The following is a 19,506-nucleotide window of genomic DNA, read 5'->3' on the forward strand; positions in this document are numbered from 1 at the left end:
TGGGGGCGATGACGATGCGCATTGTGACTATTCGGGCAATGGGGGTGCTCGTAACCGTGCTGGCGTGCGTCGTCGCCCTCGGGGGGTGTGCCGACTCCGACGCGGCCTCCGTGCTTCCGGGCACGACCGACGTGAACCGGTACGACGCGATCATCATGAACTCACCCGTCGCCGACCCGGCGTCGATCACGCCGGGCTCATGGGCGGACAGGATCAGGCAGCGGGGCACCCTGAACGTCGGAAGCGGCGACACCCTGCCGCTCTTCGCCCTCAGGGACCCGACCACCGGCAGGGTCACCGGGTTCGACGCCGGGCTGGCGGAGATGCTCGCGCACTACATCACCGGTAAGCCCACGAACGACGTCGCGATCACGCCGGTCACCGTGGACACCCGCGAGACGCTCCTCCGGAACGGCACGGTGGACGCGGTGGTCGCGACCTACTCGATCACCCCGGAGCGCGCAGCGAAGGTCGCCTTCGCCGGCCCGTACTACTCCTCGGGCGACGCGATCATGGTCACGGCGGGGGACGGGGCCATTCACGGCGTCGGCGACCTCAACGGCAAGACGGTCGCCACCCAGTCGAACTCCACCGCCGTGCTCGCGCTGCGGGCGGCGGCCCCCGCCGCCCACGTGGTGACGTTCGAGCACGACCCCGAGTGCGTGGCAGCGGTGCAGCAGGGCCGCGCCGACGCATACGTGCTCGACCAGGTGATCCTCGTCTCCGACGCGAGCACCAACCCTGGCGTGAAGGTCGTCGGTGAGCCGTTCACCCGGGAGTCCTACGGCATCGGGCTCCCGCTCGGCGACCCCGCGGCCAAGGCCTTCGTCAACGAGTGGCTCCGGAAGATCTATGCGAACGGCAGTTGGGCGAAGCTGTGGAAGGCCACGCTCGGCACGGTCGTGAGCGGCGCTGCACCCACCCCGCCGGCGATCGGCTCCGTCGTGGGCTCCTGATATGAGCAGACTCGGTCCTCATGGCTGACGGGCGACTGGGCCATCGCACGGACCGAGCCCACAGGAACGCGATTCCGGGAAGCGAAGACGATCTGCTGCTGCTCACTGCCGTCAAGGAATCGAAGGATATTTGAGCGGTGTGATATTTGACATTTTTGTTGATCGATGCCGTGGGTCGCCTCTCTCCTGTGGGCGCGGGACCGTTCGGTGGTCAACACGAATGACGGAACATCCCCAGTAGGCGAAAAGGCTGTTGGGAACCTTGTGCGGTCCTGATATAGAGGAGAGAACGCGTGTCGCAACCACGTCGCCTGCCGGACCTGTCGGATGGTGACATCAAGGCGCTGAGCTCAACGAAGGACACCGCTCTGCTGCTGATCGACCATCAACCCCAGATGATCTTCGGGGCGCGCAGTGCAGATCCGGAGACCGTGATCAACAACGTGACCGCGCTGGCCAAGCTCGCCACGGTGTTCGAGATCCCGACCGTTCTCGCGTCGATTGCCGCAACCACGTTCGCCGGGCCGATCATTCCCGAGATCACGGACGTACTCCCGGATACGCCGGTCATCGACCGCACCTTCATCAACGCTTGGCAAGATGGTGCGTTCAGGGCAGCGGTGGAGGCCACGGGCCGGCGCAGGCTCGTGATCGCGGGGCTGTGGACCGAGGTTTGCCTGGCATTTCCCGCGCTTTCGGCGATCGAGGCGGAGTACGACGTGTTCGCCGTGGTGGACGCTTCGGCCGGGTCCAGCACTGCGGCGCACGACGCCGCGATCCTCCGGATGATGCAGATGGGCGTGGTGCCGGTCAGTGTTGCCAACATGCTCTCGGAATGGCAGCGAGACTGGGCACGCGAGGAGACCTACGGTCCGGTCAACGACATCGTCCGCGATCACATGGGAGCCTGGGGACAAGGAGTGAACTACGCCCGCGCGATGATGAAGTAGGCCTGCACGCTGGGCCGCCGGACGCCCGCGGTCAGGGCTTGCGGCCGACCGCCCCGACGATGCAGCGCTGCACGGGCACCAGCGGCTTGACGCGAGGACCGTCCGGCCACCAGTCGGCGCACAGCACCAGGCCGGGATCGACCAACTCGAGCCCGTCGAGCATGCTCTCGATCTCGGTGCGAGTACGGAACATGCCGCTGCCCATCGGGCTGTGCAGGAAGATGTCCTCCATCTTGCGGGCGAGCGCGCTGTCCTCGGTGGTCTCGGGGTCGAAGAAGTGGCTCAACGCCACGTACGAGCCCGACGGCAGGGCGTCGATGTACTCGCGCATGATGTCGGCGCTCCGCTCGCCCGTGTAGTGGTGCAGGGTGCCGCACTGGTACAGCGCGATGGGCTCGGAGAAGTCGAGCTGCTTGCGCACCACCTCGTTGTCCAGCACTTGGCTGGGCTCGAAGATGTCGGCCCCGATCAGGTGGGTGCGGTCGTTCTCCTCGAGCAGCGCCCTGCCGTGGCTGAGTACGTCGGGGTCGTTGTCGACGTACACCACGCGCGCATCGGGATGGATGCGCTGCACGACCTGGTGGGTGTTCTCCGCAGTGGGCAGACCCGAGCCGCAGTCCAGGTACTGGGCGATCTCGGTCTGTCCGGCGATGAACCGGCTGGCCCGGTTCAGGAACTCGCGGTTGTCGCGCCCGAGGAAGGTGGCCTCGGGAGCCACCTGCTGGATGCGGCGCAGGACCTCACGGTCGATCTCGTAGTTGTCGGTGCCGTTCAGGAAGGCGTCGTAGACCCTCGCGACGCTGGCCTTCGTCGTGTCGACGTACGGAGGTGCGGCACTCGACATCGTGGTTCTCACTCCTCGGCCTCGAACCGACACGGTCAATGGCGCGCCGAGTCTAGGACGATCATGGCGGTTCGGGCCGCCGTTGACCGATCCGTCGGTACGGGATCGGGCGGCCGCGCGACCCGCTGACCGGCTCACCGGAGATCACGCTCTGCGGACCTGGCCGGGCTGTGAAAGGGCGCCACGGTCCCGCTGGACCGTGAAGTCCAGCGGGACCGTGACTGGCCGCTCGACTCCCGGGGGGATTGGCGCCGAGCGGTTCTCTCAGGGCTCGCAGGAGGCCGGAGAACTGTTAACCGGCTCATTCTTGGAATCCGGCCGGTTGTCACGTCACGGTTATGGCCGCCGACCGAGGCAAGGGCGTCTGCGTTCGGCCGACGGCTGGTTGCCGCGCGTCGGGCAGTCGATCGGTCACGGCACACCGGACGGGCCCGATCTGGCATGTGACCTGGGTTTTTGCCCATCTGATGATTGTCGGCCGGACGCCGCTGCCGCTCGGCGCGTCCCGATGGGAACGCGGTCCGTTGCACCGGCGTGATCGGCCCACGGCGTCGCAGGAGGCGTTTCGACCGGGTCTCCGGGATTCTCACATTCACCCGGATGGGGCTCTGTCCCGACCTTTCCGCGATCCCCTCCGCGCCTTGCCGGGGCAGGTAGGTTCGGGCGCGATCAGGGGGAGATGCTGATGCTGGCCGTGGAACTGGTACGCCGGGGTGCTGCCCGGCACGGTGGGCGCACAGCCGTGGTCGCCGGAGCGGAGTCGATGACCTTCGCCGAGGTCGACGGCGCGGCGAACCGGTTGGCCCACGTGCTCGCCGGGCTCGGGGTGGAGCGGGGTGCGCGGGTCGGGCTGCTGGTCGACAACGGGCTGTGGTCCGTCCCGATCGACTTCGCGTGCCTCAAGGCGGGCGCGGCACGCGTCCCGCTCAACCCGCGGCTCTCCCTGGACGAGCAGGCCAGAATGATCGAGGCCACCGGTGTGCGGCTGCTGGTGCACACCGCCGCGCTCGCGGAGCGGGCGAGCGAGCTGGTGGCGCGGCTCGACGGGCTGCGACCGGCGTGCCTGGGCCCCACCGATGTGGTCGACGCCCCCGACCTGGTCGCGGAGATGTCAGCCGCGTCGGGGCGCGACCCGATGCTCCCCGCGCAGCCGGGCGACCCTGTCGTCGTGGCCTACACCTCGGGTACCTCAGGTGCTCTGAAGGCCGTGGTGCACACCCAGGCGAGCTGGGCCGCGATCGCGGCGAACGTCCTTGCCAACCTCGTCTCTCCAGGGCCCGACTCGGTGATGCTGCACGCGGCCTCGCTGATCCACGCGAGCGGCACCTTCGTGCTGCCGTACTGGGTACGCGGCGGCGTCTCCGCCGTGCTGCCCGGGTTCGACCCCGCCACCTACCTCGACGCGGTTTCCGCACACCGCGCCACCGAGATCAACCTGGTGCCGACGATGCTGGGCATGCTCGTCGCGTCGGGCGCAGCCGAACGTTCCGACGTCTCCCACCTCCGCACCGCTTTCTACGGGGCGAGCCCGATGCCCGGCCCGCTGCTGGAGCAGGTGCTCGACCTGTGGGGGCCGCGGTTCGTGCAGTACTACGGCCAGACCGAGGCGCCGCTCGCGATCACCGTGCTCGACAAGGGCGACCACGCCGACCGGGGGCTGTGGGGCAGCTGCGGACACCCGTCCGTCGACGCCGAGGTGCGGGTGGCCGACGAGAACGGCACGCCGCTGGGCGTGGCCGAGGTGGGCGAGCTGCAACTGCGCGCCCCGTTCGCGATGGCGGGCTACTACGCGGCGCCCGAGCTGACCGCCGAGACGATCACGACCGACGGGTGGGTACGCACACGTGACCTCGCCCGGGTCGACGAGCGCGGTTACCTCACCCTGGTCGACCGCACGAGCGACATGATCATCACGGGCGAGGTCATGCCTTTGTGTCCTGTGCTCTGACCTGCGGAAAGGGGGGAAGCTCCAGCCAGGTAGTTCCCCATGGCGAACCCGGCGACCGTGAGTACGCCGCCGAGCCAGCCAAGAGTCTTTCGAATCACTTGCCCGCCAGCTTGTTCGCGTCGAACCACGAGGGCTTGAAGCCCGCGATCTGGCACGCGCCGGCAGTGCCGACCATCGCCGTCAGCAGGGCCGTCCCCTCGGCGTTGTTGTAGGCCTGGAACGCCTCGGCCGCAGCCAGCAGCCGCTGCCCCTGGTCCTTCACGCTGGCACTGGCCTTGTCGATCTCGTCCTCGTCCATCTTGGTCAGCGTGTCCACGGCCCGGACCATCTGCTGGATGTCGACGTTGATCGACTTCTTCCCGACCGCACCGGCCATCATCGGCACCACGAACACCGAGTAGAGCGCTCCGCCACGAGCGTCGAGGTCGACGCACACCTTGCGGTCGGCCTCCGCACTCGACGTGATCTTCGTCGGAGCCGCCACCGACGCCATCGGCGCAGGCGCAGGTGACGCGCTGCCGGCCACCTCACTCGTGCAGCCGGCCAGGGCCAGCACCGCAGCCATCAGCAGGCCCGGCAATAGGAACGGACGCTTCATGTTGATCCTGTCTCCCCTCCGGTGCGCCCCACGTGGGGCACCCCCGCGATCACGGCCAGCGGCGGCGACAACTCACGCAACCCCCGTCGACCCACCCCTCGGCGGCGTCCCATCGCCCGGCACCGTCGAGGGTGGCTGAGACGCCGCCGGTGGCTGAGTCGTCGTCGGTGTTGAGTGAGTCGTCGTCGGCGTTGACTGAGTCGTCGTCGGGAAGAGAGGCGGCCGAGTCGTCGTCGTCGGCGAAGTAGTCGGCCTCGTCGGAGGAGGTGTCGGCGTCGGCAGAGTGGTCGTCCTCGGCGGAGGCGGCGAATCGACGGTCCCGTCGGTCTTGCAGATCATCTGGATCCCCGAGCCCTGGTTGGGCGGGCTGATCCGGATCTCAACAACACCTTCGTCGTCGCTGTCGGTGTTGCATGACAGGCCGGCCAGGTCGTCGAGGCTCCCGAGCGGGTCCCCGTCGCCGTTCCCGCCCGAGCCTCCAGGCCCGCGAGGTCCGCGAGGGCCGGCGGGCCCGGCAGGTCCGGCGGGGCCGCCGTTCCGACTCCACGAGATCGGAGTCTCCTGCCACGGCCCGCGCCGTGTGTAGCAGCCGTCGCGGGTGTCTTCGAGCAGCATCCGAATGGCGCCGGTCCGGTTGTTAACGCACGCCTCGAAGGTGTCTGAGCGGCGGCTGGACATCGCGTAGGCGGTGCCTCCGACAAGGAGCCCGACCACCGTCAGAGATGCGATGACGAGGATGAGGCGGGACGGTCGTTTCACACGGACTCCGTTTTGGGGTGCGCCGGTCGTCGCTGCTGGGGGGAGCGGAGCGACGGGACGGCGGGGTGCTGGGGCACCGACTTTTCGCCTCGGGCGACCAGTCCGTTACGACCTATTACCGAGGTTCCGCCATTTGACTGAATGCCACGACGCTCTGTAACGAATGAAGGCTCCGAGGATCGCACCGATCCCCGGAACCTTTCTGTACCGCCGGTTCCCCCTCGGAGCCGGCGGCACAGGTATCTATTCGTGGCCGTTGGTGGCAGCTCGCGCCAGAGGCGGAACACTGTGGCTTACCAGCACATACGGTGGACGCATGGCGTCAGGGCGACCCGTCACGACTGGCGAGTTGACGAAGGAGTTGGGGCTGTCCGTCAGGACCGTCCAGCGGTACCGGCGCGAGGGCTGGATCAGCCCCGTCCTCGTCGCACAGGGGCAGCACGCTCGCTGGGACATCGACCAGGTCAAGGAGCAGCTGCGGGTCATGGCGGAGAAGTTCCGGGACGCCGCCGGCCGGGAGCAGGCGCCTCGCCCCGTTCGAAGGGGCAGATAAGTCTGAGACGGCATGCGATGCCAGGGCGATCACCCTGGTCTCATGCCCTTCAGCCCCGACCGGCTGCGCGGACACCGTGAGGGTCAGCGTCTCGAAATCCACCAGCTCGCCGCCATCGCGGCGCTAACGCCGGACAGGATCGACGACATCGAGCGCGGCCAGTCCAAGCCGCCCACCGACTACGAGACCAAGTGCCTGGTGCAGGCCCCGGATCTCGCCCCCTCTGAACTACGCGCCCAGCGGCCCACGCCCTGGGGCGACTACTGCCACGCGGTTCTGACCTACGCCCCTCGCCTCACTCCGGAGGAGATCGAGAGCGTGGCGTCGGTGATCCGCCACATCCGAACCCGGCGGCGCGCTGAGCAGGCCGCCGAAGGAGCAGCATGACCAGCAGGATCGAGTTCGACGACCTCGTGCTCGTGGACGTGGCCACCGCGGCCGAGGAACTGGGCGGTGAGCCTGCCCGACTCAAGGAGCTGATCCGCTCCGGCAAGGTCGCGGCGGTGATGCACGGTGGCCGCTGGCTCATCGCCGAGGAGGAGATCGAGCGGGTCCGCACCCTCACCACGGAGGGTGGCGACCTTCTCGCTCCGCGCCCGAACAAGCGGCGGTTCCTGCCCCCGCCCCGGGACGCTGACCAGCTCCCTTTGTTCTGAATAGGTAGCTGCGCTACCCCGTAATCGCTCCGTGATGGGGTAGTGGAGCTATCCACCGTTCACCGCACCGTTCGTCGCAGATTTGTCTCTTGTTTCGTGACTTCGCCGACGAAATGGACTCGAACTACATTCATGTGACACGCTATGATCAGTTCTGATGGCCAGGTGAGGGTCAGTCGGCCCACTCCCCACAACGGATGGGGGTAGCTGCTCCACCCGAATCCTGCATATCCACCCATCGTTGGTAGGACTGAGAACGATCTTCGGCCAACAGCCCTAGATCAAGATCTGACTCTGGTTCTACCTGGGGGTGAAGTATGCCCAAAATCGGGGCCCTGCGATCTGTCGGCACTGAGCACGCACTAATCCAGAGCAAGGAGTCCACCACGGTGGCCCCAGCTCAAGTCTTTGAGGGCGACACGGCCGAGGATCACGCGGGGCGTGCGGCCGCCGGCCGCCGAGGAGCTGCAGGGCGCGGTCCGCGCCCGGTTGGCCGGGTACAAGGTCCCGAAGGAGGTACACGTGGTCGATGCGCTCCCGCTGTCGCCGGTGGGCAAGGTGTTGCGCCGGGCGCTGCGCGACCCGCTGTGGGGCCGGTCGTGACCGCCGTCCGCGTGGAGCGCGACGGACCGGTCACCACGGTTTTCCTGCATCGCCCCGAGCGCCGCAACGCCGTCGACGGGGCCACCGCCGCGGAGCTGGCCGACGCGTTCCGCGCGTTCGACACCGATGAGGGGGCCGCGGTCGCGGTACTGCACGGCGAGGGCGGCGTCTTCTGCGCGGGCGCCGACCTGACCGCGGTCGGTACCGAGCGCGGCAACCGCGTCGACCCCCAGGGCGACGGTCCGATGGGGCCGACCCGCATGCGGCTGTCGAAACCGGTGATCGCCGCGGTGTCGGGGTACGCCGTGGCCGGTGGGCTGGAGCTGGCGCTGTGGTGCGACCTGCGGGTGGCCGACGAGAGCGCCGTGTTCGGCGTCTTCTGCCGGCGTTGGGGCGTCCCGCTGATCGACGGTGGCACCGTGCGGTTGCCGCGCCTGATCGGCACGAGCCGGGCGATGGACATGATCCTCACCGGGCGGCCGGTCGACGCCGCGGAGGCGCTGGCGATCGGCCTGGCCAACCGGGTGGTACCGGCGGGGGAGGCCCTCGACGCCGCCCACGAGCTCGCCACGCAGCTGGCGGCGTTCCCGCAGACCTGCATGCGCCGCGACCGGCTCTCCGCGCTCGAGCAGGAAGCTCTCTCCGAAGCCGACGCGCTGGACGCGGAGTTCGCGCACGGCCAGGTGTCGCTGGCGGCCGACGCGACCGCCGGCGCGGCGCGGTTCGCGGGCGGCGCGGGCAGGCACGGGTCGTTCGCCGGCTCGTGACTCCGCTGGTCAGCTGACCGGCGCGACGGCGACGCCGAGCGTGTCGGCGCCGATCAGGCGGCGGGCGGCGAGGTTGCCCATCGGCATGATCGGACCTGCCTGGACGTCGCGCCACATGCGCTCGAACGGCTGGTTCCTGGTGTAGGCGGGCCCGCCCACGACGTCGACGAGCCGCTGCAGCACCTCGACCGCATTGGTGGCGGCCACGTACTTGACCGTGGCGCACCAGGCCAGCCCGCCCTGTACTCCCCGGTCGAGGAGGCGGCCGTTCTCCACCTCGTCGACGTGACTCGCCAGCATCGCCCGCGAGGTCTCGAGGAGGATCCGGCACCCGCCGATCACGTCCTGCACCACGGCGTCCTGCGCGCGTCCGGAACGCAGGACGCGCTGGACGGTCCAGTCCAGCGCTCCCGCGGCGATCCCCGTGTAGACCGCTCCGAACGACGGCATCGCCCACGACCAGACGGTTTCGAGCACCCGCGCGTCCAGGTGGCCGACCGGCAGCGAGTGCACCACCTGCTCGTCGGGCACGAAGACACCGTCGAGCTCGAGGTCGTCGCTGCGGGTGGCACGCATCCCCATCGCGTTCCAGGTGGGGTGGACCCGCACGCCCGGCTGGTCCTTCGCCACCTGGCAGAGCAGCAGCCGCGGTCCGCCGTCGGCGTCCTCGTGGCGGGCGGTGGTGGAGAAGTGCGTGGCGACCGCCGTGTTCGTCGCGAAGATCTTGCGGCCGGTGAGGACGAACCCGCCGTCGACCTTCTCGGCTGCTGTGCGGGCGTCGGTCATGTCGTTGCGGATGCCCGGCTCGCCGGTCACGGCCGCCCACACCAGCGAGCCTTCCGCTGCCTGCCGCAGCAGGTGGGCCAGCCGCGCGTTCCCGGTGCGCCGCCAGACGGCGGCCCACTGGCCCAGCGGGGAGATGTGCATCGTGACGGCGAGCGCGGTGGCCCCGTCGCCCGTCGCGAGCCGTTCGAGCACCGCAACGACGTCGCCGAGCCCCGCGCCGAGTCCGCCGAGTTCCTCGGGGACGGTCAGCCGCAGGAGCCCGGCGTCGGCGAGGTCGGCATAGTTGTCGTGCGGGAAGCTGGCCTCCACGTCGTGGGCTGCCGCTCGCTCGGCGAAGCGCCCGGCCAGCCGGTCGGCGACGGCCACGAACTCGGCGCGCCGCTCGGCAGCGGGCTCTTCGCTCATCGTTCCCCCAGGGTCGGGCGTGCGGATGAGTCCCTGCCTACTGCATAGGCCGCTTCGCGGACAGGTGACGGATCTCGCCGGGTGGCAACGGTACCCGGACAAAACGGACTAGCAGGCACGTACCATGGCGATCATGACCCGTCGCCCCGCAGCGCTCGTCCTCTCCGCACTCACCACGCTCGTCCTCGTCGCCGGATGCGGGGGCGCGGGTTCGAACACCGACTGCGGCCTCGACGGCTGCACCATCACCTTCCCCCGCGACGGCGCCGCCGCAGTGTCCGTGCTGGGCATCGAGGCCAAGCTCGTCGGTGTGAACGCAGGCACGGCCGAACTGGAGGTCGCCGGCCAGCGGATCACGGCGCCGGTGGGCGGGGAGACGCAGGCCGAGGGCTTCACCGTGGGAGTCGAGCGCGTCACCGACACCGAGGTCGTGGTGCGGGTCCGCCCGTAGGTCCCTGCTCAGCCGCCGAGGGCGGCGTCCAGGAGTTCGTCCATCGGGAGCGGCCGGGCCTGCGGATCCTTGGCCTGGTCGTCCCACCGCCGCAACTGCATCGCATCGGCCGCGAGGGGGTGGCGCAGGAAATGCTCCACCTCCTCCACGTCCGCGGCGCCGCCCTGCCGGGCGAGGCTCCGCACCGAGGCGGGCGACAGCAGCGCGAAGTAGTCCGGGTCGGTGGCCACGAGCGCACGCTTGGCCAGCACGTGTGACCCCACCAGCCAGCCCGCCTCGGCGCCGACCAGGTCGCTGACGTACGCCGCGCCGGCCTCCTCGTGCGGGGTCTCCGGGAACGCAGCCATCACGCGCGGCACCCTGCCGACGTCGTGCAGCAACGCGGCGGCCACCAGCGCGGGCCGGCTCCCCGCCGCGACGGCGAGGGTGCCCGCCTGGAGCGCGTGGGCGAGCTGGTCCACGTCCTCACCGCCGTAGGGCAGCTCGGCCATCGCCAGCAGGTCACCGCGCATGGTGTCGCGGACGGTCTCGCGGATCTTCATGGCAGACGTCGTCTCCTCACGTCAGGTTGTTCAGAACCGCCCGCGCAGCCAGAGCGCCAGCAGCTCGACGAGCATCACCGTCACGAAGATCATGATCAGAATGGTCGTGACGACACCGAACTGCAGCACCTGCGAGGCGCTGAGCAGATAGAAGCCGATCCCACCCGCACCGACGATGCCGAGCAGCGTCGCCGAGCGGATGTTCGTGTCGAGCAGATAGAGCACGTGCGCCACGAGTGCACGGGAGCCCGCGGGGAGCGTCGCGGCGAAGAAGACCTGCCACCGTGACCCGCCGGTGGCCTGCAGGGCGTGCTCCGGCCCCGCGTCCACCTCCTCCAGCGAATCCGCCACCAGCTTGCCGAGGAAACCCACCGCGCCGATCCCGAGTGCCACCGCGCCCGCCACCTCACCGAGCCCGGTGATCACCACGAACACGATGCCGAGGATCAGCTCCGGTATACCGCGGATGAGCAGGATGACCAGCCGGAACGCATTCGCGACGCCCGGTGTGGGCGCGACGTTGCGCGCCGCGAGCGCCCCGATCGGGAGGGACAGCACCACGCCGAACAGCGTCGCCGCGAGCGCGATCTGCACGGTCACGAGCAACTGCTCGAAGAGCGTTCCGAAGAGGCCGCCGGTCTGGGGCGGGAAGAACAGTCCGATGCTGTGGATCGTCTCGGGGAGTGACTCGAAGAACTCCACAGGCGAGATGCCCGACCCGACGAAGGACAGGACGATCACCGCGACCGTGATCGCCGTGTAGGCGGCAGAGGCGATCCGCCGGGTGGTCCACGGCGGGGTGGTCCGGCCCGAGACGAGCGCGGCCGCGGAGCGCAGGCGCGGATCCCGGACGAGATCGGCGTCGAGGTCGAGGCGCTCGTCCCAGACCTTCCCGGACGCGGAGCGGCGGCCGGCGAGCCGGGTGATGCCGGCCGCGATACCTCGCGAAGGCCCGGCCGCGGCACGGCCGAGCAGGGCGGTGCGGATGGACCCGGAGATCAGCTCGACGACGACGCACAGCAGGAGCACGACCAGCGACAATGCGATACCGCGCTGGAAGTCGAGCACCGCCATCGACTCCGCGATGGCGAAGCCGATGCCCTGCACACCCACGAAGCCGAGTACGACAGAGACACGCAGGTTGATGTCGAGCCGATGCAGCCCGACCGCGACGAACGCCGGCAGCACCGCGGGAAGTACCCCGCCCGCGATCTGCTGCAGCCGCGTGGCGCCGGTGGCGCGCAGTGCCGTGGGTGGTCCGGCGTCGACGTGCTCGATCGCGTCGGCGTACATCTTGCCGATCATCCCGATGGAGTGCAGGCCCATCGCCAGCACACCGGTGAGCGCGCCGATGCCGAAGATCCGGACGAAGGCGATCGCCAGCACGACGTCGGGGACCGCGCGAGCGACGACGATCAGGCCGCGGGCACCGAGCCGGCTCGGGTTGTTCGGCGTCGTGTTCGCGGCGGCGAGCAGGGCCAACGGCACCGACAGGATCGTCGAGAGCAGCGTGGCCAGGATGACGATGCCGAGGGTCTCCCCGCAGAGCCGGAGGATCTCCAGCACCGGCGGGAAGTCCAGCGGCAGTGTCCGCCGGGTGAACGCCACGGCCTGGTGGGCGCCGTCGACGAACGTCGCGACGTTGATCCGCAGTTCGGCCACCGACCACAGCGAGGCGGCCAGGAGCACGAGCAGCACGAGCACGGCTACAACCGTCCCGGCCGACGGGCGCGTCGTGAGCCGCCCCGGCGCCGGCGGACGAGCAGCCGGCACCGGGGTCTCCCGCAGTGGGGAGGGGACCGACATCAGCGTGCGGTCGTCAACAGGGCACTCGCGGCAGCACCGACGCGCGAGTACACCGCCATCACCTGCTCACGGTCCAGCCCGGCGGTGGGCAGATCGAGCACCGTGCGCCCGCCGCGCAGCCCGACGATCCGGTCGCCCCAGCCGAGCGCCAGGTCCACCTGATGAAGGCTGCACAGCACTGTGAGCGAGTTCTCCCGGCTGATCGTCTTCAGCAGGGCCATGACCTGTTCCGACGACTCGGGGTCGAGGGAGGCCACCGGCTCGTCGGCCAGGAGCACCTCGGGCCGCTGCATCAGCGCGCGAGCCACGGCGACCCGTTGCTGCTGCCCGCCGGACAGGGTGTCCGCCCGCTGGAACGCCCGGTCGGCGAGCCCCACCCGGTCGAGGTGCTCCAGTCCTTCCCGGCGCACCGACTTGGGGTAGGTCGGCAGGCCGAGGCGAGGACCGCGGAGCCGGCCGAGCGCGCCGGTGCACACGTTCTCCAGCACCGTCCGGCTCCCCACCAGCTCGAACTGCTGGAAGACGAAGCCGATCCGGCGCCGCAGCGACCGCAGGGCGCTCCCGCGCACCTTGCCGACGTCGACGCCGAGTACCTGGACCCTGCCTGCCGTCGGCAGGTGCAGGCCGTCGACGTGCCGCAGCAGGGTGGACTTCCCCGAGCCGGACAGGCCGACCAGGGCGACCACCTCACCCGCGTGCACCGTCAGGCTGACGTCGTCGAGTCCGAGGACGTCGGGGCCGAAGCGCTTGCTGACGCCGGCGAACTCCACTACCGGCGGTTCGCCGGTGTGTCTCGCCGTCCCGTTCCTTCTGTCGCCGGTCATGCCTGCGTACAGCTCTTGTTCTTGGTGACGTCGCAGACCTGGCGGATCGTGTTGTAGAACGAGTCGTCCACCGGGGCGAAGCCCCATCCACCGCCGTCGCCGATCGTGCAGGCCCCCTTCGCCCCGGGCGGGCAGAAACCGTTGGCTTGCAGGTAGTCGACGTTGGCCTTGTTCTGGAAGGCGTCGGTGAGGGTCTTCTGGAGCTCGGGCGAGAGCGTCGTGCTGATCGCGACCGGCGAGCCGGGGATCTCCTCGGACTTCAGCAGCGTGGTGATCTGCCCGGGCTTCAGCTGGCCGGACTGGATCAGCGTCGTGTCGACCATCGAGTCCTCGGCGAACCCGGCGTCGCAGCGGCCCGAGGCCACCTCGAGCACGGAGGCGTCGTGACCGCCCGCGAAGATCGGGTGCACGCCCGTGGCGGGGTCGATTCCGTTCTCGAGCAGTTCGGCGGACGGGTACAGGTACCCGGAGGTCGAGTCGGGGTCGACGAAGCAGATGTTCTTCCCCGCGAAGTCCTTCAGCGACTTGATCGGGGAGCCCGCCTTCGTGATGGCGTAGGACTTGTACCCGGGCGCAGCGCCCTTTGCGGTGATCTGAGCGCCGACGGCCGTGATCCCGGCATCCTTCGACTTGGCGATCACGTACGAGAGCGGGCCGTAGGCGGCGATCTGGACCTGCCCGGACAGCTGGGCCTCGATCACCGCGGCGTAGTTGGTGGCCTGGCGGAACTCGACCTTCTTGCCCGTCACCTTGCTGAGCATGTCGAGTACAGGCTGGTAGTTCTGCTGGAGAGTGGTCGTCTGCTCGCTGGGGACCGCGGCGAACACCAGGGTGTCCGGGTCCGCGCCCCCGCCTCCACCCTGGCCGGCGGTGGAGGCGCTCTCGCCGCACGCGGCGAGAGCGGCGAACAGCACAGCTGCGGCCACGGCGGGGAGCACGCGGCGGAGAGTGCGTTTCATGTGAGGTGGTGTCTCCCTGTCAGTAGGAAGCGTCGGACCATCCGGCCGTCCGACATCAGGGCCGAGGGTCCGAGCCGGCGATGCTGGGGTGCGGTCCCCCGGGTTGCGAGAGGCTGAACGCAGGGCAACGGTTCCCCTCCGATGCCCGATCAAGTCGGCGTTGATCCCAATTGCCCGTCTCGGCCGCGACAAGCGCTCATGGGGTTCACCGGCGGACCGCCTGGCGTTCGCGTTCGTGGAGTTGTCCGGACAAGTCCGAGGGGCAGCGTTGGGCCCATGGACGCGGCCACCACCGTCACCACCCGGGGCAGGCGGTACCTGGACATCGCCGAGCAACTCGCGAGTGAGCTGATCGGGCTACCACCGGGGGCGCGCGTCGCCGGGGAGCACGACATCACCCTGAGGTTCGGCGTCGGGCGGGCGGCGGCCCGCGCGGCGCTCCAGGAGCTGGAGCGCCGCCTGCTGGTGCGCCGCATCCAGGGCGCCGGCACCTTCGTCAACCGGCGCATCGACTACGTCATCTCCCACGACCGGCGACCGTCATGGCACGAAACGGTGTCCGCGGCGGGCGCCCAGCCCCGCACCGTGGTGCGAGCGGTCGATGTGGTGCCGCTGCCGCCGGAGCCTGCGGCGCTGCTCGACCTGCCGCCGGGTACGCCGGCGCACCGGCTGCGCCGCCAGTCCTACATCGACGATCTGCTCGCCGCCGCGACGCACGAATGGATCCCGTTCGCGATCGTGCCCGAGCTGGGCGCGGCGCTGCACGCAGCGGAGTCCGTCGACCTCGTGCTGCGCCAGGTCGGACGGGTCTGTCCGGTGCGCTCGTGGAGCCGGGTGAGTCTCGACGTGCCACCGCCGGACGTGGTCGCGGGCCTGCAGATGGAGTCGACGGCACCGGTCTGGCTGGTCGAGAGCCTCAGCCGGGACGGCGATGCGGGGAGCCCGGTGATGTGCAGCAGTTCATGGATGCGCGCGGATGCGCTCCGCGTGGTGGTGGAGCTCGGGGAAGGACGAAGAGGAGCGGAATGACCACATCGGAGCGAACGACCGGGCATCGAGCGGGCCGACGGGAGGAACGGGCGGGGCTGCTGGCGCTGGCCGGGACCGCCGAGCTCGTTGCGCTGGCCGACGGCTGCCTCGCCGACGGCGCCCAGCTGACAGTGCTCGTCCCACCTGAGGTCGGCTGCGTGGCGACCGAGGTGCTGGAGCCGGTGGGCCACGAACGGTTCCTGTTGGGCGACGTGCTCGCCTGCCGTGCGGAGGTCGAGCTGGCCGGGACACGGGGATGGGCGATGCGCCTCGGCGATGACCGGGTGGCTGTGCTCGCGGCGGCCGTGTGCGACGCCGAGGCGGAGGCCGACAGGCCGATGGCGGGCGAGGTGGCCGCGCTGTGCCGCCGTGTCGCTGCGCGTGAGGCCGCTGCCGAGGCCGCGGAATGGGCCGTGCTCGCCCCCACCGTCGTCGCGTTCGAGGAGCTCGCATGACCAGCACCGAGGCGGCACCCGTCCTGGTCCGGCCAGGGAATCGGGACGCTCAACGCATCTTCCGCGCGGTGCTCGACGCCCTGGCCCGGCCGGGGACGACGACACACCTGCCGGCGCCTGCCGGGGTGCCGGCCGCGATGGCACCGCTCCTCGCCCTCGCCGACCTCGACACACCCGTGTGCGTGCTCGACGCCACGAGCGCCGACAGCGACCAGTGGCTCCGGGCCGTCATGACCGCCACGTCGGCGCCCGGTGCCGACCTCGGGGACGCTCGGCTCGTGGCGGCACTGCGGCCGGTCACCATGGACGAGCTGCGTGCCGTCCGGGTGGGGACCCCGGCCGATCCGGAAGAGGCCGCGCTGGTCGCGCTCGCCGTGCCCGCCCTGACCGGGGGCCCGGTCGTGCGACTGGAGGGCCCCGGAGCAGCGTCCGGTGCCGTGATCGCCCCCACCGGGCTGCCCGTGGGCTGGCTCGACGTCCGCGCAGCGGTGGCCTACCCCGCGGGTGCCGACCTGCTGTTCGTGGACGCCGACGGCGCTTGCGTCGGCCTGCCGCGCAGCACGCGTACGAACGAAGGGAGCTGACCATGGGGTACTCAGGAGCCCGCGGCGGCCTGGAGGCCATTCTGGCCGCGGAGGACCTGGTGCGCCGCTCGCGCGACCACGCGCCGGCGCCGTGGGCCGAGACCGGCCAGATCACGGCACGGTTCCGGCTGGCCGTGGACCGTGTGATGGGGGAGGCCGGGCTCTACGACGAGCAGACAGCCGCCCATGCATTCCGGCAGGCCGAGGGCGACACGCTGGAGGCCGCGCACCTCGTGCGCGCCCATCGCTCGGCGCTGCCCCGGCTGGCGCGCAGCGAGCCGGTGAACCCCGACGAGATGGTGGTGCTGCGCCGGATCGTCCCGGCTCACCGCACGCCCGAGGGCCCGCAGCTGCTCGGTCGCACGTCGGACTACACGGGGCGGTTGCTCGAGCGTCTCGACGGGCCGCCCGCGGCGACGAACGGGAACGGCAACGGGGCGACTCACGGGTTCGAAACGGGCGACTCGCAGAACGGTAACGGGGGACTCGCGGACGCCGACGGGGCGACCCGTGGGCCGGGAACGAGCGACTCGCGGAACGGCGGGCGGCCGGACGAGCGCAGGCCGCGGCGGTTCTCGGAGTTGCTGCGCGAGATGGATCTGCTGGTCGACCACCGGCCTGCCGACCCCACGGCTCCCCGTCCCGAGCCCTTCGACGTGACCCGCCGCCCGGCCCGCCCGCCGGCACCGCGCTCGGCGGTGCTCGCGAGCATGGCCCGCGCGGAGACCGGCGCTCTCGTCGGACTCTGGTACCGCTCGATCCTCGGCCCGGACGGGAACGTCCACGAGGTCACGCTCGGCGAGGTCCGCCACGGCAGGCTGCCGCTGCGGGTGAAGCACCCGCACACCGGCGCGCCGGTGACCGTCGGGCACTTCCGGGCCACCGAGACCGAGGCGATCGAGGACCTCGACGGGGCCGACGAGGACCGCGGCCGCTTCGACCTCGGCTACGGCCTGTGCTTCGGGCACAACGAGCGCAAGGCCATCGCCATGGCGAACCTCGACATCGCGTGCCGCCGCTTCGGCCGTGACACGCCGCTGGAGCAGCTGCTCCTGCTCACCGTCGACGGGCTCGACTCCGGTGGTTTCCTCGAGCACCTCAAGCTGCCGCACTACGTCACCTTCCGCTCGATGGTCGATCGGAAGCTCGCCGTGCGCGGGACCGGGGAGCGGCCGCGCGCGACGGACCCGATCGGGAAGGACTGCGAATGACCGCCGTCGTGGACCTGCTCGCCGAGATCGACTCGAGCGAGGAGGGGCAGGGACTGCTCGACGAGGGCGCGCGGCGGGAGATCCGCCGAGCCGCACTGACCGCGGTGTGCGTGCCGGGCCATCAGGTGCCCTTCGGGTCGCGGGAGATGCCGGTGGCACGCGGGTGGGGGTCGGGCGGTCTGCAGGTCACCCTGGCCGTGATCGGCGCAGACGACACCGTCAAGGTGATCGACCAGGGCGACGACGCCGGGGTCAATGCCACCAACCTGCGCCGGATGATCGCCGCCACCGAGGGCTGCGAGGAGACGACGGACAGCCGTGAGGCGAGCATCGTGCAGTCCCGGCACCGCATTCCCGAGCAACCCCTGACCGACGAGCACGTGCTCGTGCTGCAGGTGCCGGTGCCGGAACCGCTGCGTGGGGTGGAACGCTCCACCGCCGAGTGCGACCGGATGCACGCCGAGGGCGACTACGCGGCGATCTGGGTGAGCCTCTATGAAGACCTGGTGCGCAACGGTGTGATCACCAAGTCCACCGGCTACCCGGTGCTGGTCGGTGGCCGCTATGTCATGGCGACCACGCCGATCCCGCGCTGGGACGTCCCGCGGCTGCACCAGGCGCCGCACCTGAGCCTGTTCGGCGCCGGGCGGGAGAAGCGGATCTACGCCGTGCCGCCCGGCACCGACGTCGAGCCGTTGACGTTCGACGACGTGCCGTTCGAGGTGGAGGGCGGCCCGCAGCAGCGGTGCGCGCTGTGCGGCTCGGCCGACACGTTCCTCGTCGAGGGCGGTGGCGGGCGCACGATCTGCAGCGACACGGAGTGGTGCGGGCGGGTGGCCGCGGGCGACGCCGACCTCGCTGCCCACGCTGCGGTGGCGCCGCTGGGCCTGTTGCCCGATCCGGCGCGACGGGTGCGGTCGGGTGTGCCCGCTGTGGTGGGTACCGCACCGGCGACGAGCGCCCCGCGCCTTGCGGCCGCGGGTGAGGAGTGGACGCTGCGCGTGGCCGGTCTGGGCAAGGTGCACGGCCCGGGCGGCGCCGCGGCCATCGCGGGTACGGGCCCGGAGCACGGCACCGCGGTCAGCCCCGGCACCGGTGCGATCGTCGCCGCGTGGGACGTCGGGTTCGACGTGGCTCCCGGCGAGGCGGTCGGGCTGATCGGCGAGTCCGGCTCCGGTAAGTCAACGGTGTTGCGTTGTGTCGTCGGGGAGGAGGAGGCCACCACGGGAAGTGTCCGGCTGGCCGCTCTCGACGGCGGCGCCACCGAGCTTCTGGCGTTGGACGCGGCGGCGCGCCGCAGGCTGCGTATCGACGTGCTCGGCTACGTCCAGCAGGACCCGTCGGCCGGGCTCGCGCTCAGTGTCTCGGCGGGCGGAAACATCGCCGAGCGCCTGACGGCCGCGGGGTGGCGCAGCTACCACGCGATCCGCCGGCGCGCCGCGGAGCTGCTGGATCGCGTGGAGGTCCCGCTCTCCCGCATGGACGACCCGGTGCGCACGTTCTCCGGCGGTATGCGCCAGCGCGTCCAGATCGCGAAGGCGCTCGCGACCGACCCGTCGGTGCTGCTGCTCGACGAGCCGACCACAGGGCTGGATGCCTCCGTCGCCGCCGGTGTGCTGGACCTGCTGCGCGGACTGCTCGCCGAGCGGGACGTCGCTGCGGTGGTGGTGAGCCACGACTTCGCGGTGATCGAGGCGCTCACCGACCGGGCGGTGGTGATGCAGCTCGGCCGGGTGGTCGAGCACGGCCTCACCGACCAGCTGTTCTCCGACCCCCACCACTCCTACACCCAGCGGCTCGTGGCCGCGGCACGGAGGTGA

The 19,506-nt window shown here is 70.7% G+C and carries 21 protein-coding genes; 14 read left to right on the top strand and 7 right to left on the bottom strand.

Annotated elements, in window-relative coordinates:
• The first annotated feature begins 38 nt into the window (after positions 1 to 38).
• Both ABD743_RS29250 and ABD743_RS29255 read left to right on the top strand, forming a co-directional pair.
• Positions 39 to 956, top strand: a complete 918-nt coding sequence (locus ABD743_RS29250; RefSeq protein ID WP_344725582.1) for a glutamate ABC transporter substrate-binding protein — start codon at positions 39 to 41, stop codon at positions 954 to 956.
• Positions 957 to 1,249: 293 nt separating this feature from the next.
• On the top strand, positions 1,250 to 1,906 hold the full coding sequence (locus tag ABD743_RS29255; protein ID WP_344725583.1) for a hydrolase: 657 nt from the start codon (positions 1,250 to 1,252) through the stop codon (positions 1,904 to 1,906).
• Positions 1,907 to 1,937: 31 nt separating this feature from the next.
• Here the strand turns inward: ABD743_RS29255 and ABD743_RS29260 are convergent, their stop codons facing one another.
• Positions 1,938 to 2,750: an SAM-dependent methyltransferase gene (locus ABD743_RS29260; protein ID WP_344725584.1), complete on the bottom strand. Its 813-nt coding sequence runs from the start codon at positions 2,748 to 2,750 to the stop codon at positions 1,938 to 1,940.
• A gap of 685 nt (positions 2,751 to 3,435) precedes the next feature.
• Here ABD743_RS29260 and ABD743_RS29265 point away from each other — a divergent pair.
• Positions 3,436 to 4,698, top strand: a complete 1,263-nt coding sequence (locus tag ABD743_RS29265) for an AMP-binding protein (protein WP_344725585.1) — start codon at positions 3,436 to 3,438, stop codon at positions 4,696 to 4,698.
• A 94-nt stretch (positions 4,699 to 4,792) separates the two neighbouring features.
• Here ABD743_RS29265 and ABD743_RS29270 read toward each other — a convergent pair whose 3' ends face one another.
• Positions 4,793 to 5,296, bottom strand: coding sequence for a hypothetical protein (locus ABD743_RS29270; protein WP_344725586.1), 504 nt, complete (start codon positions 5,294 to 5,296; stop codon positions 4,793 to 4,795).
• A gap of 1,075 nt (positions 5,297 to 6,371) precedes the next feature.
• Between ABD743_RS29270 and ABD743_RS29275 the strand changes: the two genes are divergently transcribed.
• The 5 genes from ABD743_RS29275 to ABD743_RS29295 all read left to right on the top strand — a co-directional run bounded on the left by ABD743_RS29275 (position 6,372) and on the right by ABD743_RS29295 (position 8,634).
• Positions 6,372 to 6,608, top strand: coding sequence for a MerR family transcriptional regulator (locus ABD743_RS29275; RefSeq protein ID WP_344725587.1), 237 nt, complete (start codon positions 6,372 to 6,374; stop codon positions 6,606 to 6,608).
• 42 nt (positions 6,609 to 6,650) lie between these two features.
• Positions 6,651 to 6,995 (top strand): hypothetical protein, encoded by a 345-nt coding sequence (locus tag ABD743_RS29280; protein ID WP_344725588.1) that lies wholly within the window; start codon positions 6,651 to 6,653, stop codon positions 6,993 to 6,995.
• Positions 6,992 to 7,264: a helix-turn-helix domain-containing protein gene (locus ABD743_RS29285; RefSeq protein WP_344725589.1), complete on the top strand. Its 273-nt coding sequence runs from the start codon at positions 6,992 to 6,994 to the stop codon at positions 7,262 to 7,264. The genes ABD743_RS29280 and ABD743_RS29285 overlap by 4 nt, the downstream gene beginning before the upstream one ends.
• 441 nt (positions 7,265 to 7,705) lie before the next feature.
• A complete protein-coding gene (locus ABD743_RS29290; RefSeq protein WP_344725590.1) occupies positions 7,706 to 7,867 on the top strand; it encodes an AMP-binding enzyme in 162 nt (53 codons plus the stop codon).
• Positions 7,864 to 8,634: a crotonase/enoyl-CoA hydratase family protein gene (locus ABD743_RS29295; RefSeq protein WP_344725591.1), complete on the top strand. Its 771-nt coding sequence runs from the start codon at positions 7,864 to 7,866 to the stop codon at positions 8,632 to 8,634. The genes ABD743_RS29290 and ABD743_RS29295 overlap by 4 nt, the downstream gene beginning before the upstream one ends.
• 9 nt (positions 8,635 to 8,643) lie before the next feature.
• On the opposite strand, the gene ABD743_RS29300 is transcribed toward ABD743_RS29295, so the two are convergent.
• A complete protein-coding gene (locus ABD743_RS29300) occupies positions 8,644 to 9,825 on the bottom strand; it encodes an acyl-CoA dehydrogenase family protein (RefSeq protein WP_344725592.1) in 1,182 nt (393 codons plus the stop codon).
• Between the two features lie 133 nt (positions 9,826 to 9,958).
• Here ABD743_RS29300 and ABD743_RS29305 point away from each other — a divergent pair, with 133 nt between their 5' ends.
• A complete protein-coding gene (locus ABD743_RS29305) occupies positions 9,959 to 10,276 on the top strand; it encodes a hypothetical protein (RefSeq protein WP_344725593.1) in 318 nt (105 codons plus the stop codon).
• Positions 10,277 to 10,284: 8 nt separating this feature from the next.
• Here the strand turns inward: ABD743_RS29305 and ABD743_RS29310 are convergent, their stop codons facing one another.
• From ABD743_RS29310 to ABD743_RS29325, 4 genes are read right to left on the bottom strand one after another with little or no spacing between them, the layout of a single operon-like run.
• Positions 10,285 to 10,818, bottom strand: coding sequence for an HD domain-containing protein (locus tag ABD743_RS29310; protein WP_344725594.1), 534 nt, complete (start codon positions 10,816 to 10,818; stop codon positions 10,285 to 10,287).
• Between the two features lie 30 nt (positions 10,819 to 10,848).
• Positions 10,849 to 12,624, bottom strand: a complete 1,776-nt coding sequence (gene phnE, locus ABD743_RS29315) for a phosphonate ABC transporter, permease protein PhnE (RefSeq protein WP_344725595.1) — start codon at positions 12,622 to 12,624, stop codon at positions 10,849 to 10,851.
• Complete coding sequence (phnC, locus tag ABD743_RS29320; RefSeq protein ID WP_344725596.1) at positions 12,624 to 13,448, bottom strand: phosphonate ABC transporter ATP-binding protein; 825 nt, start codon at positions 13,446 to 13,448, stop codon at positions 12,624 to 12,626. Before phnC ends, phnE begins: the two co-directional genes overlap by 1 nt.
• The gene (locus ABD743_RS29325; protein WP_344725597.1) at positions 13,445 to 14,407 is read right to left on the bottom strand and encodes a phosphate/phosphite/phosphonate ABC transporter substrate-binding protein; all 963 of its coding nucleotides are present in this window, start codon (positions 14,405 to 14,407) and stop codon (positions 13,445 to 13,447) included. Before ABD743_RS29325 ends, phnC begins: the two co-directional genes overlap by 4 nt.
• A gap of 276 nt (positions 14,408 to 14,683) precedes the next feature.
• Here ABD743_RS29325 and ABD743_RS29330 point away from each other — a divergent pair, with 276 nt between their 5' ends.
• Genes ABD743_RS29330 through ABD743_RS29350 form a run of 5 tightly spaced genes read left to right on the top strand, consistent with a single transcriptional unit; the run spans position 14,684 to position 19,506 of the window.
• Positions 14,684 to 15,436: a GntR family transcriptional regulator gene (locus ABD743_RS29330; protein WP_344725598.1), complete on the top strand. Its 753-nt coding sequence runs from the start codon at positions 14,684 to 14,686 to the stop codon at positions 15,434 to 15,436.
• The gene (locus ABD743_RS29335) at positions 15,433 to 15,891 is read left to right on the top strand and encodes a phosphonate C-P lyase system protein PhnG (protein WP_344725599.1); all 459 of its coding nucleotides are present in this window, start codon (positions 15,433 to 15,435) and stop codon (positions 15,889 to 15,891) included. The genes ABD743_RS29330 and ABD743_RS29335 overlap by 4 nt, the downstream gene beginning before the upstream one ends.
• A complete protein-coding gene (phnH, locus tag ABD743_RS29340; RefSeq protein WP_344725600.1) occupies positions 15,888 to 16,475 on the top strand; it encodes a phosphonate C-P lyase system protein PhnH in 588 nt (195 codons plus the stop codon). Before ABD743_RS29335 ends, phnH begins: the two co-directional genes overlap by 4 nt.
• A gap of 2 nt (positions 16,476 to 16,477) precedes the next feature.
• Positions 16,478 to 17,686 carry a carbon-phosphorus lyase complex subunit PhnI gene (locus ABD743_RS29345; protein ID WP_344725601.1) on the top strand — a complete coding sequence of 403 codons (1,209 nt, stop codon included), beginning with the start codon at positions 16,478 to 16,480 and terminating at the stop codon, positions 17,684 to 17,686.
• Positions 17,683 to 19,506 carry an alpha-D-ribose 1-methylphosphonate 5-phosphate C-P-lyase PhnJ gene (locus tag ABD743_RS29350; protein WP_344725602.1) on the top strand — a complete coding sequence of 608 codons (1,824 nt, stop codon included), beginning with the start codon at positions 17,683 to 17,685 and terminating at the stop codon, positions 19,504 to 19,506. Before ABD743_RS29345 ends, ABD743_RS29350 begins: the two co-directional genes overlap by 4 nt.

It is taken from the genome of Pseudonocardia yunnanensis (assembly GCF_039534065.1).
GTDB lineage: Bacteria > Actinomycetota > Actinomycetes > Mycobacteriales > Pseudonocardiaceae > Pseudonocardia > Pseudonocardia yunnanensis.

Bases quoted from the DNA above. Each gene is read 5' to 3' on its own strand.
- ABD743_RS29265 (WP_344725585.1), top strand. From the start codon at position 3,436: ATGCTGGCCGTGGAACTGGTACGCCGGGGTGCTGCCCGGCACGGTGGG.
- phnE (WP_344725595.1), bottom strand. From the start codon at position 12,624: ATGTCGGTCCCCTCCCCACTGCGGGAGACCCCGGTGCCGGCTGCTCGT.
- ABD743_RS29335 (WP_344725599.1), top strand. From the start codon at position 15,433: ATGACCACATCGGAGCGAACGACCGGGCATCGAGCGGGCCGACGGGAG.
- ABD743_RS29345 (WP_344725601.1), top strand. From the start codon at position 16,478: ATGGGGTACTCAGGAGCCCGCGGCGGCCTGGAGGCCATTCTGGCCGCG.
- ABD743_RS29285 (WP_344725589.1), top strand. From the start codon at position 6,992: ATGACCAGCAGGATCGAGTTCGACGACCTCGTGCTCGTGGACGTGGCC.
- ABD743_RS29250 (WP_344725582.1), top strand. From the start codon at position 39: ATGGGGGTGCTCGTAACCGTGCTGGCGTGCGTCGTCGCCCTCGGGGGG.
- ABD743_RS29275 (WP_344725587.1), top strand. From the start codon at position 6,372: ATGGCGTCAGGGCGACCCGTCACGACTGGCGAGTTGACGAAGGAGTTG.
- ABD743_RS29270 (WP_344725586.1), bottom strand. From the start codon at position 5,296: ATGAAGCGTCCGTTCCTATTGCCGGGCCTGCTGATGGCTGCGGTGCTG.
- ABD743_RS29300 (WP_344725592.1), bottom strand. From the start codon at position 9,825: ATGAGCGAAGAGCCCGCTGCCGAGCGGCGCGCCGAGTTCGTGGCCGTC.
- ABD743_RS29330 (WP_344725598.1), top strand. From the start codon at position 14,684: ATGGACGCGGCCACCACCGTCACCACCCGGGGCAGGCGGTACCTGGAC.
- ABD743_RS29350 (WP_344725602.1), top strand. From the start codon at position 17,683: ATGACCGCCGTCGTGGACCTGCTCGCCGAGATCGACTCGAGCGAGGAG.
- ABD743_RS29280 (WP_344725588.1), top strand. From the start codon at position 6,651: ATGCCCTTCAGCCCCGACCGGCTGCGCGGACACCGTGAGGGTCAGCGT.
- phnH (WP_344725600.1), top strand. From the start codon at position 15,888: ATGACCAGCACCGAGGCGGCACCCGTCCTGGTCCGGCCAGGGAATCGG.
- ABD743_RS29325 (WP_344725597.1), bottom strand. From the start codon at position 14,407: ATGAAACGCACTCTCCGCCGCGTGCTCCCCGCCGTGGCCGCAGCTGTG.
- ABD743_RS29310 (WP_344725594.1), bottom strand. From the start codon at position 10,818: ATGAAGATCCGCGAGACCGTCCGCGACACCATGCGCGGTGACCTGCTG.
- ABD743_RS29260 (WP_344725584.1), bottom strand. From the start codon at position 2,750: ATGTCGAGTGCCGCACCTCCGTACGTCGACACGACGAAGGCCAGCGTC.
- ABD743_RS29305 (WP_344725593.1), top strand. From the start codon at position 9,959: ATGACCCGTCGCCCCGCAGCGCTCGTCCTCTCCGCACTCACCACGCTC.
- phnC (WP_344725596.1), bottom strand. From the start codon at position 13,448: ATGACCGGCGACAGAAGGAACGGGACGGCGAGACACACCGGCGAACCG.